This is a genomic window from Streptomyces sp. NPDC029216, from assembly GCF_040648015.1.
GTDB lineage: Bacteria > Actinomycetota > Actinomycetes > Streptomycetales > Streptomycetaceae > Streptomyces.
Genome location: NZ_JBEZWL010000192.1, coordinates 1 through 12865, shown reverse-complemented (window position 1 = coordinate 12865; position 12865 = coordinate 1). Strand labels below are relative to the sequence as shown.

Annotated in this window: 10 protein-coding genes; 6 read left to right on the top strand and 4 right to left on the bottom strand. The window is 74.0% G+C overall.

Annotated features, from left to right (window positions below):
• Positions 1-90: 90 nt before the first annotated feature.
• A complete protein-coding gene (locus tag AB0F18_RS35965) occupies positions 91-1578 on the bottom strand; it encodes a PLP-dependent aminotransferase family protein (RefSeq protein ID WP_362068679.1) in 1488 nt (495 codons plus the stop codon).
• A gap of 88 nt (positions 1579-1666) precedes the next feature.
• Between AB0F18_RS35965 and AB0F18_RS35960 the strand changes: the two genes are divergently transcribed.
• The 5 genes from AB0F18_RS35960 (at position 1667) to AB0F18_RS35940 (ending at position 6561) form a co-directional block, all read left to right on the top strand.
• On the top strand, positions 1667-1873 hold the full coding sequence (locus AB0F18_RS35960) for a hypothetical protein (RefSeq protein WP_362068676.1): 207 nt from the start codon (positions 1667-1669) through the stop codon (positions 1871-1873).
• Positions 1828-2469 (top strand): nucleotidyltransferase family protein, encoded by a 642-nt coding sequence (locus tag AB0F18_RS35955; RefSeq protein WP_362068673.1) that lies wholly within the window; start codon positions 1828-1830, stop codon positions 2467-2469. Before AB0F18_RS35960 ends, AB0F18_RS35955 begins: the two co-directional genes overlap by 46 nt.
• Before the next feature lie 274 nt (positions 2470-2743).
• Entirely contained in the window at positions 2744-4363 is a 1620-nt protein-coding gene (gene aceB, locus AB0F18_RS35950) for a malate synthase A (RefSeq protein ID WP_362068670.1), read from the top strand.
• 170 nt (positions 4364-4533) lie between these two features.
• Positions 4534-5817, top strand: a complete 1284-nt coding sequence (locus AB0F18_RS35945; protein ID WP_362068667.1) for a GDSL-type esterase/lipase family protein — start codon at positions 4534-4536, stop codon at positions 5815-5817.
• 93 nt (positions 5818-5910) lie between these two features.
• Positions 5911-6561 carry a 1,4-alpha-glucan branching protein gene (locus AB0F18_RS35940; protein ID WP_362068664.1) on the top strand — a complete coding sequence of 217 codons (651 nt, stop codon included), beginning with the start codon at positions 5911-5913 and terminating at the stop codon, positions 6559-6561.
• Between the two features lie 61 nt (positions 6562-6622).
• On the opposite strand, the gene AB0F18_RS35935 is transcribed toward AB0F18_RS35940, so the two are convergent.
• Both AB0F18_RS35935 and AB0F18_RS35930 read right to left on the bottom strand, forming a co-directional pair.
• Positions 6623-7690, bottom strand: coding sequence for a saccharopine dehydrogenase (locus AB0F18_RS35935; protein ID WP_362068661.1), 1068 nt, complete (start codon positions 7688-7690; stop codon positions 6623-6625).
• Between the two features lie 157 nt (positions 7691-7847).
• Positions 7848-9794 carry a hypothetical protein gene (locus tag AB0F18_RS35930; RefSeq protein ID WP_362068659.1) on the bottom strand — a complete coding sequence of 649 codons (1947 nt, stop codon included), beginning with the start codon at positions 9792-9794 and terminating at the stop codon, positions 7848-7850.
• A gap of 167 nt (positions 9795-9961) precedes the next feature.
• On the opposite strand from AB0F18_RS35930, the gene AB0F18_RS35925 reads away from it, so the two are divergent.
• Positions 9962-11029 (top strand): Lrp/AsnC family transcriptional regulator, encoded by a 1068-nt coding sequence (locus AB0F18_RS35925; RefSeq protein WP_362068656.1) that lies wholly within the window; start codon positions 9962-9964, stop codon positions 11027-11029.
• 130 nt (positions 11030-11159) lie between these two features.
• Here the strand turns inward: AB0F18_RS35925 and AB0F18_RS35920 are convergent, their stop codons facing one another.
• A complete protein-coding gene (locus tag AB0F18_RS35920) occupies positions 11160-12548 on the bottom strand; it encodes a nucleobase:cation symporter-2 family protein (protein WP_362068653.1) in 1389 nt (462 codons plus the stop codon).
• Positions 12549-12865 lie beyond the last annotated feature (317 nt).

Here is a 12865-nt window from a genome sequence, read left to right as displayed (position 1 = left end):
ACCTCGTACTGGGCGTACTCGGTCTTGCGCCCGGTGCGGCGAGAGTGCGTGCCAGGCGTCGCGGGGCAGACGGGACTTTGACGACAGACCCTAGGCCACCCAGTACGGCCGCTCCACCCCCGGGGCCAGCGGGACGCCGTCGTGGAAGGCCGCCGCGAGGAGGCGTACGCCCTCGTCGAGGCGGTCCGGCGGCAGGGTGTACGGGATCCGCAGGCGGTGTTCGAAGGTGCCCGGGTCGACGCCGAAGCGGGCGCCGCGGCCGATGTGCACCCCGGCGGCGGCCGCCCGTTCGGCGAGGGCGGAGCTGACCGGTTCGCCGAGGTCCACCCAGAGCGAGAGGCCGCCCGGCGGCAGCCGCCAGGACCATTCCGGGGTGTGCCGTTCCAGCGAGCCCACCAGGGCCGCCCGCCGGATCCGCAGCTCCGCGAGCCGCCGGGGCAGGGACCGGTCCAGGCCCTCCAGCAGCGGCAGGGCCACCACCTGGTCGAGCACGGAGCCGGTCATGTCGGCCGACACCCGTACGGCCGTCAGCTCGTTGACCAGCTTCGCCGTGGCCCGGATCCAGCCCACCCGCAGCCCGCCCCAGTGCGTCTTGCTCAGCGAGCCGATGGTGATCACGTGGTCGGCGCCGGAGCGCGGGGCGAGCGAGGCCAGCGGCGCGGGGGCGGGCACGTCCAGGGCGATGTCGGCGATGGTCTCGTCGACCACCAGCCAGGTCCCCGTGGCCCGGGTCGCCGACAGCAGCCGCAGCCGCTGTTCCTCGGGCATCAGGGCACCGGTCGGGTTGTGGAAGTCGGGGATGGTGTACGCCAGCCGGGGCACGGTCTGGTGGAGGGTGGACTCGGCGGTCTCCATGTCCCAGCCCGCGTCCGAGACGGGGATGGAGGCGGTGCGCAGCCGGGCGTGGCGCAGGGCGTCGAGGGCGTTGGCGTAGGTGGGGTTCTCGGTGACGACCCGGTCGCCGGGCCGGCAGAGCAGGCTGACGACCAGCGCGAACGCCTGCTGGGCCCCGGCGGTGACGAGGATCTGCTCGGGTCGGGTGGGCAGGCCCCGCCGGGTGAACCGGTCCGCGACGGCCGCGCGCAGGTCGGGCAGGCCGAAGGGGTGGTAGCCGGGGTTGCGGGCGAACCCGGGCAGGCGGGGCGCGGCCCAGGCCAGGGCTTCGGCGAGGCTGCCTTCGGGGGCGCCCATGGCGGCGATGGCGAGGTCGATGCCGGGGTCCCCGTCGGCCCGGCCGCCGGTGCCGCCGATCAGCAGGTGGGCGCCGACCGGCCCGTGCCCCTCGGGGAGCTCGGTCCAGGTGCCGGAGCCCCGGCGGCTGCGGACGTAGCCGCTCTCGCGGAGCAGGTCGTAGGCGCCGGTGACGGTGGCGCGGCTGGCTCCGAGGGCCTCGGCGAGCTCGCGTTCGGCGGGCAGCCGCACGTGCAGGGCGATCCGGCCGTCGAGGATCAGGGTGCGCAGGGCGTCGGCGAGGGAGCGGTAGCCGGGGCGGGCCAGCACCTCGGAAGGGAGCATCGCCGCGACCTGCCGGCTGCCGACCGTCCTGTCCGCCGTATGGACCACTCGCCCGTTCGCCATGCCAACCTCCCCTGATTGGCTCTGCCAGCCAGGCCAATCCAGGTCCAGACTCGCCGTATTGGCCCTCGATTGGCAAGGAGAATGTGCAATGCCGTACAACGTGCTCACCGACCGTGACGAACGGGCCATGGTGGCCGCCGCCGGGAACCGGATCTCCGAGCCCCTGCGGATCGGGGCCGCACTGGCCCCCGTACGGCGCCTGCTCGCGCGGCGCTCGCCCGTACGGGGGAAGGCGCGAGAATCGCTCACATGTCAGCAGCCGAACACACCCAGCCCCCACCCGCTCCCCCGATGACCGACCGGGACCCGGTGATCGCGGGTCTGCTCCTCGCCGCCGGCGGCGGCCGCCGGCTGGGCGGGCGCCCCAAGGCGCTGCTCCCCTACCGCGGCCGCCCGCTGGTCGAGAACGCCGTCCGCGTGCTGCGCGAGGCCGGGTGCGGCCCGGTGCACGTGGTGCTGGGGGCCTCGGCGGCGGAGGTCCGCGAGCGCGCCGACCTGACGGGCTGCGTGGTCGTGGACAACCCGGACTGGGCCGAGGGCATGGGCTCCTCCCTGCGGGTGGGCCTGGCCTCCCTGGCCGGTACGGGGGCCGGCGCGGCGCTGGTGTCCCTGGTGGACCAGCCGGGCATCGGGCCGGCGGCCGTGTCCCGGGTGCGGGCGGCGTACCGGTCCCCGGCCAGCCTGGTGGCGGCCTCGTACGACGGGGAGCGCGGGCATCCGGTGCTGTTCGGCGCGGACCGCTGGGCGGACATCGCGGCGACGGCGACCGGGGACCAGGGTGCGCGTGTCCACCTGAGGAACCACGCCGACGAGGTCATGCTGGTGGAGTGCGGGGACGTCGCGGCCGCCTTCGACATCGACACCCCGCCCGACCTGGCACGTCTCGTCTGAGGCGCGCCGGGGCAGGATTGGAGCGGGCTGTGACCGCAATGGCACTGAGGGCCACCGGGAAGCGGAATCTGTCGACTCAGAGAATCTCGACATCAACAAACCATTGAACTTCCACCATGAGGAAATTACTATCCACTGGTCAGAAGCGCCCTGAACCCCCAGACGGCGCCCGCGACCGTTACCCGGAACTCTCCACACCCGACGGCACTGCGTGCCGTCTCGCGCGAGCATTCCCCCGCGGCCGCAAGGCACCGCCGCTGAAGGAGTGACAGATATGTCCGCACCAGCGCCGTCCCCGCTGGCCATCGTCGACGCCGAACCCCTGCCCCGGCAGGACGAAGTCCTCACCGATGCGGCCCTCGCCTTCGTGGCCGAGCTCCACCGGCGGTTCGCCCCCCGCCGCGCGGAGCTCCTCGCCCGACGCGGCGAGCGGCGCGCCGAGATCGCCCGCACCTCCACGCTCGACTTCCTCCCGGACACCGCACAGGTCCGCGAGGGCGACTGGAAGGTCGCGCCGGCCCCGGCCGCCCTGAACGACCGCCGTGTGGAGATCACCGGTCCGACCGACCGGAAGATGACCATCAACGCCCTCAACTCGGGCGCCAAGGTCTGGCTCGCCGACTTCGAGGACGCCTCGGCTCCCACCTGGGAGAACGTCGTCCTCGGCCAGCTCAACCTCATCGACGCCTACGAGCGCCGCATCGACTTCACGGACGCGCGCACCGGCAAGGCGTACGCCCTCAAGCCCGCCGACCAGCTCGCCACCGTGGTCATGCGCCCGCGCGGCTGGCACCTGGAGGAGCGCCACCTCAGCTTCGAGGGCGGTCCGGCCTCCGGCTCCCTCGTGGACTTCGGCCTCTACTTCTTCCACAACGCCCAGCGCCTGATCGACCTCGGCAAGGGCCCGTACTTCTACCTCCCGAAGACGGAGTCGCACCTGGAGGCCCGCCTCTGGAACGACATCTTCGTCTTCGCCCAGGACTACGTCGGCATCCCGCAGGGCACCGTCCGCGCGACCGTCCTGATCGAGACCATCACCGCGGCCTACGAGATGGAAGAGATCCTCTTCGAGCTCAAGGACCACGCGGCGGGCCTCAACGCGGGCCGCTGGGACTACCTGTTCTCCATCGTGAAGAACTTCCGCGACGGCGGCGAGAAGTTCGTCCTGCCGGACCGCAACGCGGTGACCATGACGGCCCCCTTCATGCGCGCCTACACCGAACTGCTCGTCCGCACCTGCCACAAGCGCGGCGCGCACGCCATCGGCGGCATGGCGGCCTTCATCCCGTCCCGCAAGGACGCCGAGGCCAACCGGGTCGCGTTCGAGAAGGTCAAGGCCGACAAGGACCGCGAGGCGAACGACGGTTTCGACGGCTCCTGGGTCGCCCACCCCGACCTGGTCCCGATCGCGATGGCCTCCTTCGACGCCGTCCTGGGCGAGAAGCCCAACCAGAAGGACCGCCTCCGCGAGGACGTCTCCGTCGCCCCCGGCGACCTGATCGCGATCGACTCCCTGGACGCCAGGCCCACTTACGAGGGCCTGCGCAACGCCGTCCAGGTCGGCATCCGCTACATCGAGGCCTGGCTGCGCGGCCTGGGCGCCGTCGGCATCTTCGGCCTCATGGAGGACGCCGCCACCGCCGAGATCTCCCGCTCCCAGATCTGGCAGTGGATCAACGCCGGAGTCGTCTTCGAGAACGGGCAGCGCGCCACCGCAGAACTGACCCGCCAGTTCGCCGCCGAGGAACTGGCCGCGATCCGCGCCGAAGCCGGCGACGAGGCCTTCGCGGCCGGAAAGTGGCAGCAGGCCCACGACCTCTTCCTGAAGGTCTCCCTGGACGCCGACTACGCCGACTTCCTTACCCTCCCCGCATACGACCAGCTGGTCGGCTGACACCCCCCTTCGGCTGATCCGCACAGCAGCCGAACCCAAGATTCCGCCCCCGCCGCCCCCTTCCGGGCGACGGGGGCGGCGTCGTTTTCCCCCGACCGACCGGTCGGGCGTTACGTCATCGTAATCCGACTGTACCTAGCGGTAACAAGTGGGCGCGTGCCACCTTTCCGATGCCACCGGCGCCGGCGGTACCCCCACTTTCCAAGCCACGCACCGAAGTTGTTGGCGACTTCGGCGTGGCCGACCGCAGGAGTTCCGCAGTGATCGGATTCCGCAAGGCCGGCAAGGACCGGGCCGCCCGACGCCGTGTGCGCCGCCTGGCCGGTGCCGGGATGGTCGTACCGCTGGCCGCCGGCGCGCTGCTCGTCGGCGGGGCCGGGCCGGCGGCGGCCGGGCCCGGGACGGGCCCCACCACCGTCGTGTCGATGGGCGACAGCTACATATCCGGCGAGGCCGGACGCTGGAAGGGCAACAGCCTCACCAACACCGGGAACAGGAACGGCACTGACCGGGCGTGGGTCAGCGGCAGCACCTACGACCCCGCGAAGGTGTACGGCGCCACGGCGGGCGGCTGCGACCGCTCGGACTCGGCCGAGGTGCTGAGCGCGGGCGCCATGGCCGAGACGGCCGTGAACCTGGCCTGCTCCGGCGCGACGTCGGAGAACGTCTTCCGCGCCTCCAACGGGGGCGTGGCCTACAAGGGCGAGGCCCCGCAGGCCGACCAGCTGGCGGCCGTGGCCGCGAGCCGCGACGTCAAGGTCGTCACGCTGTCCATCGGCGGGAACGACCTGGGCTTCGCCGACATCATCAAGGAGTGCGCGCTCGACTTCGTGCTCTGGAACTCGTACTGCTACGACGACCAGCAGGCGGGCGTCGACGCGAAGATCGACGGGGTGATGGCGAACGTCGGCAAGTCCGTGGACGAGATCCGGGCCGTGATGCGCCAGGCCGGCTACACGGACTCCTCGTACCGGCTCGTGCTCCAGTCCTACCCCTCGCCGATCCCGCGCGGCGCCGAGAACCGCTACACCCAGAGCGACTGGAGCCGGCTCAACACCGGCGGCTGCCCGTTCTGGAACCGGGACTCGGACTGGGCGCGCGACTCTCTGGTGCCGCAGCTCGCGAACCGGCTGAAGGGGGTCGCGGCGGCCAAGGGGGCGCAGTTCCTCGACCTGCGCGACATGCTCCAGGGGCGCGAGGTCTGCGCCAAGGCCAGCAAGCAGGTCAGCTCGACGGTGCCCGCGTCGGCGAAGACCAGTGAGTGGGCCCGCTGGATCGACAACAACGAGACGCAGGGCCCGATCCAGGAGTCCATGCACCCGAACTACTTCGGCCAGCTGGCCCTCGGCCGCTGCCTGGCCCTGGCCGTGGGACAGCCCGCGGACTCGGCCTCCAGCTGCAAGAACACCGCCGGGGCCGATCAGACGGGGATGTACCTGACATCCACGCCGTAGAACCGGTGAGGACAGGGGGCGGGCTGTCATGATCAAGCCGTGACCGCCCGCCCCCTCGGGGAACCCCGTACCACCGAAGGAAGTTGACCGGACATGGCAGTCGTCCACCGCACCACCATGAAGCCCGGCAAGCTGGAGCTGCTCGCCGGCTGGCTCCCCGGACGCCCCTGGTACGCCGGCGCGTCCGCGGCACCGGACCTGGACCGGGCCGGCGGGTTCCGGCTCGACGATCCGGAGGGCGAGGTGGGCATCGAGTTCGTGGTGGTCACCGACGCCGGCGGCGCGGAGCCCGTCACCTATCTCGTCCCGCTCACCTACCGCGGCGCCCCGCTCGACGGCGCCGAGGAGGCGCTCGTCGGCACGTCCGAGCACGGGGTGCTCGGCACGCGCTGGATCTACGACGGGGCGCACGACCCGGTCCTCACCGAACGGCTGCTCGCCCTCCTCGGGGGTCGCGCCGAACCGCAGCACCAGAGCGTGACCGGCGCCGCCGACCCGACCGTGGTCCCCGAGGGCGCCGAGGACGTCCTCCCCGCCGGGTCGACGGTGGTGGCCGTGGAGGACGGGCCGGAGGGCACCCGCCTCGTGGTGGAGGCGGGCGGGCGGCGTCTCGGCCTGGAACTGCTGCGCGTGCTGGAGCCCGGCCGGACCGACCCCGGCGCGCTCGGCCGGCTCACCGCCGGCTGGGAGCTGCCCGACGGCACGCGGCCGCGCGGGCCCCTCGCCGTACTGCGGGAAAGCTGACGGGTAGCCAGCGGGCCTTCTGCACCGCCCTCCTGTGCCGACGGGGGCCGGCCGGGGCCTCCTACGCCGCCCGGTCCGGGCCGGTGAGCGCCTCCATCGCCGTGGTGAAGGCGGCCCGGCAGCGCAGCCAGTCCGGGTCCGGGGACGGTGCGTGCAGGTCGACGAGTTTGGGCAGCAGGTCCGCCGAGAAGGCGCGGGCCGCCTCGGCCGGGAGCAGCGAGGGCAGGTTGTCGATGGCGATCACGTCGACCGGCCGGGTCCCGCCGCGCAGCCGCCGGGCCGGGACGGTCCAGTCGGTGAGGCGGTCGTAGACCGGGAGCAGGTGCAGTTCTGACCCCGTGTCACAGGTGATGTCGGCGATCACCGAGAGCCGGCCGCTCCCGGTCTCCAGGTCGGCCGGGGTCAGGAAGGGCGGCACGGGCCGGGTGGTGAGCACCGCGTTGACCACGATGTCGTGGTCCAGCAGCGCGGTCCGGTCCAGCCGGCGGGTCGCCCCGCGCCCCCAGCGGGTGACCGGGATCCCCGCGGTGGCGAGGGCGTCGCAGGCGCCGCGCCCGCTGCGGCCGCCCGCGCCGATCACCAGGGCCCGTAACCCGTCGGGCGGAGCGTCCCGCAGGCGGGCGTCGAGTGCGGGGCGGGGCATCGGCACCAGCGGGGCGGTCAGCCGCCCCCGCGCGTGCAGGGCGGCCAGGGCGGCGCCCGCGTACCCGGCCCAGTAGCCGAAGGCGGCCAGGCGCCGGCCCTGGGCGTCGGCCAGGTACTCCAGGTCGAGCAGGGTCCCGCCGCCCGCGGCGAACCGCCGCAGCAGCCCGGGCGCCTGGGGCTGGCCCTTGTAGGCGTGCCCGAAGTAGACGTGCCGGTGGTGCAGGGCCTCGGGCGCGGGCGGGAGCTCCTTGAGGCCGAGGACGTACGCCGTCCCCGGCGCGGCCTGCGCCCAGGACCCGGCGGGGGCGGTGCGGCAGCCGGCGGCGGCGTACGCGTCGAGCGGGAAGACGCGGTGGCCGGAGTCCTCGACGGTGATCCGTACGCCCCGGCGGACGAGGGTTCTCGCGTCGTCGGGGGTCAGCGGCGCGCGCCGTTCGGTGGGTCGGGTCTCGCTGCGCATCCACAACTGCGGGGTTTCGGCCATCGCTGTACCACCTGTCCGTTCAGAGGGGTGGGGGCGAGCCAGCGCTCAAGCGATGTCTTTCCGCGTCCTTTACGCCGTACGCCGGATCGGGGCGGCAACTCCGGGCCCGCGGGCACCCCGTGCCCCACCCGTCCTCCCCGGCCTCACGGACCCGGTCTCACAGCTCCGGCAGGAGCTCCCGCAGCGGGGTCCGGGCCCCCTCCTCGTAGGCCGCCCGCAGCACCTCGGGGTCCAGCCGCAGCCGCAGGATCCGCTCGGCGCGCGGGGCGCAGGCGACGGCCGGGCGGTACCCGGAGACGGCGCCGAGCAGCCGCGCGGCCTGCTCGTGGCGGCCCAGGTCGGCCTCCAGCTGGGCCAGCAGCTCCACCGAGAGGGCCTGGCCCAGCGGGTCGCCCAGGGCGAACTGGGTCTCCAGGGAGCGCAGCAGCCAGGTGCGGGCCAGCGCGGGGCGCCCTTCGCGGCGCTGGAGGAGGGCCTGGGCGTACCCGGCCCAGGAGCGGGCCCACAGGTCGCGGCCGTCCAGGGCGCCGCCGGCGAGGGGCGGGGCGGCCGGGTCGGTGTGGGCGAGGGCCATCGCGCGGGCGGCCTCCAGGGCCTGCCGGCCGGGGCCGAAGTCGGGGTCCTCCGGGAGCATCTCCAGGGCGTCCCGGTACTCTTCGGCGGCTTCGGCGGGCCGGTCCCGCCACAGGGCGACGGTGCCCCGGACGTGCGCGAGGTAGGCGAGGACGGCGTCCTCGCCCTCCTGCACGGCCGCGGTCCACGCCTCCACCAGCAGCGGATCGGCCGCCTCCGGCTGGCCGAAGCTGACCACCAGCCAGGCCGCCAGCCACAGCGCCCGGGCCGGGCGGGGCTCGGGGTGCCGGGCCAGGGCCCGCTCCAGGTGCCCGCGCCCCTCCTCCACCAGCCCGCAGGCCGACCAGAGGAACCACAGCGACACGGCGATCTCCAGGGCGGCGGCGGGTCCGGCCGCCGCCGCCGGGTCCATCGCCAGCCGCAGCTCGGGCAGCTCCCGCAGGGCCAGGGCGCGCGCCTCCAGCTGCGCCCCGGACCGCCACAGCTGCGCGGCCCGTTCCGCGGTGATCCGGCAGCGTTCGTGGTGGCGGCGGGCGACGGTGGCCCCGTCGCCGTGCGGATCGCGGGCGAGGCGCCGGGCCGCGTAGGCCCGTACGGTCAGCGGCAGCCGGTAGCGGCCGGCGTACCCGGGCTCGGCCAGCAGGGCGGGGGCCAGCCGCCGCAGGGTCTCGGCGGCGGCCTGCGGGCCCAGTGCGCCGAACCCGCACACCTCGGCGACGGCGGACTCGTCGAAGGACCCGGCGAAGACGGACAGCCGCTCCCACAGCAGCCGCTCCCCGGGCGCGGCCAGCCGGTACAGGCGCAGCGCGTCGGCCCCGCCGGCGCGGCCGGCGCCGCCGGCGAGGAAGCCCAGCGGGTCGGCGGTCAGCAGGCGCAGCGCCTCGGCGGGCTCGTGGCGGTGGGCCCGCGCGGCGGCGAGTTCCAGCGCCCCGGGGATCCCGTCGAGGGCGCGGCACAGGTCGGCGACGGCCGCGGCGTTGTGCTCGGTGAGCGCGAAGCGGGGGGCGGCTCCGCGCGCCCGCTCCACGTAGAGCCGTACGGCGGGGGCGGAGGCCACCTCGGCCACCGTCTGCGGGGCGGCCGGATCCTGCGGGGCGGCCGGCAGGGCCAGCGGGCCGACGGGGAGCAGGGCCTCCTCGGCCAGCCCGAGGACCCGTTGGGAAGTGGCCAGAAAACGTACCCCCGGCCAGCGGGCGAGCAGCTCCGCCACGAGCTCTCCGGCCCGTCGGCCGAGTTGCTCGCAGCCGTCCAGGACCACCAGCGCCTCGCGCCCGTCCAGCCCGGGGCCCAGCTCCGCGCCCAGCTCGCCCGCGCGGGCGGCCGGCAGTCTGGCGAGGTCGGCCCACACGACGTCGGCGCCGCGGCCGCCGCAGAGCTCCCACGCGGTGCGCACGGCGATCCTGGTCTTGCCGACACCGGCCGGGCCGGTCAGCGTGACCAGGCGTTCTGCACCCAACAGGGCCCGGGCGCGCGTCACCTCGACGGTCCGTCCGACGAGGCTGGACAGCTCGACCGGTACCGCTTGACGCACGCTTGAGCCGGCCTCCCCCATACGACCTCCCGCTGCTCTCCTGAGGGTGCACATACCCGTCCCGTCCGGCACGACCCTCCGATGCGGCGGTTCGGCGCACGAAGAGAGATGATCAGCCGAAAGTCCGGTTAACCGGTCCGCGGCCGGGAAAACCGCCAGGGGTAAGTATGAACTCGGCCATTTCCGCCATTGACGACACCGACCGTGCGCTCGTGCACGCCCTGCAGCTCGCGCCCCGCGCCAGCTGGGAGCGGCTGGCCCCGGTGCTCGGCGCGCGACCGGAGACCCTGGCGCGCCGCTGGGAGCGGATGACGTCGGCCGGGGAGGCCTGGGTGTCGGGGCTGGGACTGCGTACGGGCAGCCAGGCGCCCTGCATGGCGTGGGTGGAGGTGATGTGCGCGGCGGGCACCTCCCCGGCGGTGGGCGCGGCCCTGGCGGGCGACGCGCACACGATGGGCGTGGAGCACACCACGGGCGGACGCGACCTGCTGGCCTTCGTGGCCGTACCCGACCTGCACATGCTGTTCCGCTACCTGTCCTTCCGCGTGCAGCGGATCCCGGGGGTGACGGGGACCCGGTCCTCCATGGTCACCGCGGTGCACTCGGCGCCCGACCGCTGGCGGCTGGACCACCTCTCCCCGGCGCAGGCCGCCCTGCTGACGGCGCGTACCCGGCGCGTGCCGGGCGGGCCGGGAGCGGCGGCGCCGCCGGTCACCCCGGTGCCCGAGGAGGACCGGCCGCTGATGTTGGCGCTGGCCGCGGACGGGCGGCGCAGCGTGGCCTCGCTGGCCCGGGAGTTGGGGATGAGCGAGTCGACCGTACGGCGCCGGCTGAGCCGGCTGGAGGCCGGGCACAGTCTGCGCTACAGCTGTGCGATGGCCTCGGGGCTGTCCGGCTGGCCGGTGGCGGCGACCCTGTGGGCGGAGGTGCCCGAGCACGAGGTCGCCGACTGCGCGGCGGTGGCCGCGGGGCTGCGGGAGACGCGGACGTGCATGTCGGTCAGCGGCACCTGGAACTTCGTGATCAGTGCCCGGCTGCGCACGATCGAGGGGCTGGCCCGCTACACGGCCGACCTGTCGCGGCGGCTGCCGGGGCTGCGCATCACGGACACGGCGGTGGCGCTGCACGTGCGCAAGTCGGAGGCGCAGGAGCTGGACCAGTGGGGCCGGCGGGTGCGGACGGTCCGGCCGGACATCTGGACGGACCCGGCGCCGGGGGTGCCGGACCAGGCCTGAGCCGGACGGTACGGCCCGGCAAGGGCGGCGCCCCCGTACGGGCGTGCGGCGGCGGGTACGCCACGCCCGCAGTGGGTGACGTACGCGCCGCCGCACGCCCGCCGGGGGCGCCGCGGTCAGCGGTCAGCGGTCAGTGCACGAAGGCCGGCTCCGCGGCGGGCTCGGCCGCGGTCTTCTTGGCACCGAGGTGGTTGAAGGCCAGGTTGAGCAGGATCGCGACCACGCAGCCGGTGCTGATGCCGGAGTCGAGGACGACCAGCAGGTCCTTGGGGAAGGCGTGGTAGAAGGTCGGCGCGGCGATCGGGATCAGGCCGATGCCGATCGAGGCGGCGACGATCAGGGCGTTCTCGCCCTTCTCCATGGCCGCGCCCGCCAGGGTCTGGATGCCGCTGGCCGCCACCGAGCCGAACAGGACGATGCCGGCACCGCCGAGGACGGGCAGCGGGACGACCCCGATGACGGAGGCGGCCACCGGGCACAGGCCGAGCAGGATCAGGATGCCGCCGCCCGCGGCGACCACGAAGCGGCTGCGGACCTTGGTCATCGCGACGAGTCCGATGTTCTGCGCGAAGGCGCTGCACATGAACCCGTTGAACAGGGGGCTGAGGGCGCTGCCGAGGGTGTCGGCGCGCAGGCCGCCCTCGATGGTCCGGGCGTCCGCCGGGCGGCCCACGATCTTGCCGAGGGCCAGGATGTCGGCGGTGGACTCGGTCATGCAGACGAGCATCACGATGCACATCGAGACGATCGCCGCGACCTGGAACTGCGGGGCACCGAAGTGGAAGGGGGTGGGGAAGCCGACGAGGTCGGCGTCGCGGACGGCGTCGAAGTGCGCCATGCCCAGCGGTATCGCGACGAGCGTGCCCGCGACCAGGCCGAGCAGGATGGAGATCTGCTGGAGGAACCCGCGCAGGAACTTCCGCATCACCAGGACGATCGCCAGGGTGAGGGCGGCCATCCCGATGTTCTTCATGGAGCCGTAGTCGCCGGCGGTGCGGTTGCCGCCCTGGGACCAGTTGAAGGCCACGGGGAGCAGCGAGACGCCGATCAGGGTGATGACGGTGCCGGTGACCACGGGCGGGAAGAACCGGACGAGCCGGCCGAAGTAGGGGGCGGCGAGGAAGCCGACCAGTCCGGCGACGATGATCGCACCGAAGATCACGGGGATGGCGTCGTGTCCCTGGCCCTTGCCGATGGCGATCATCGGGGTCACACCGGCGAAGGAAACGCCGTTGACGAAGGGGAGTTTGGCGCCGATCTTCCAGAAGCCGAGGGTCTGGAGGAGGGTGGCGAGCCCCGCGGTGAAGAGGGACGCGCCCATCAGGAAGGCGGTCTCCGTGGCCGAAAGGCCCACGGCCGGACCGACGATCATGGGCGGGGCGACGACACCCGCGTACATGGCGGCCACGTGCTGGAGGCCGCTGGTGAACATTTTCAGAGGAGGCAGGGTCTCGTCGACCGGGTGCTTCTCCTCCGGTACTGCGACTGCATCTTTGCGGAACCTGGGCGCATCGGCCACGGCTTCCTCCGGTCGGTTAGACACGTCGGCAGGGACGTGGGTGTCAGGGAGGTGGTGCGAAAGCGTGCTGGTCGAGCCGGTATGGAGTTGTGGGTGGAGCTACTTCTCGTCCCAAGGGGTGCGGAAACGATTCGCCCAAAAACCGGTTCCATGCGGTGGCTCCAGCCCCGTGAGGGCTGGGGGTGCCGTGGCAGTGGCGCGGGACGCGCCGTGCGGGGGTGGGGGTGTCACGAGTGACCGCCCCCGGGGGCGCCGTCGGATCTCTCCTCGGGCGCTTCCCGGGAACGGCTGCCGCGGACCCCGCTCGGGTCCGCGGC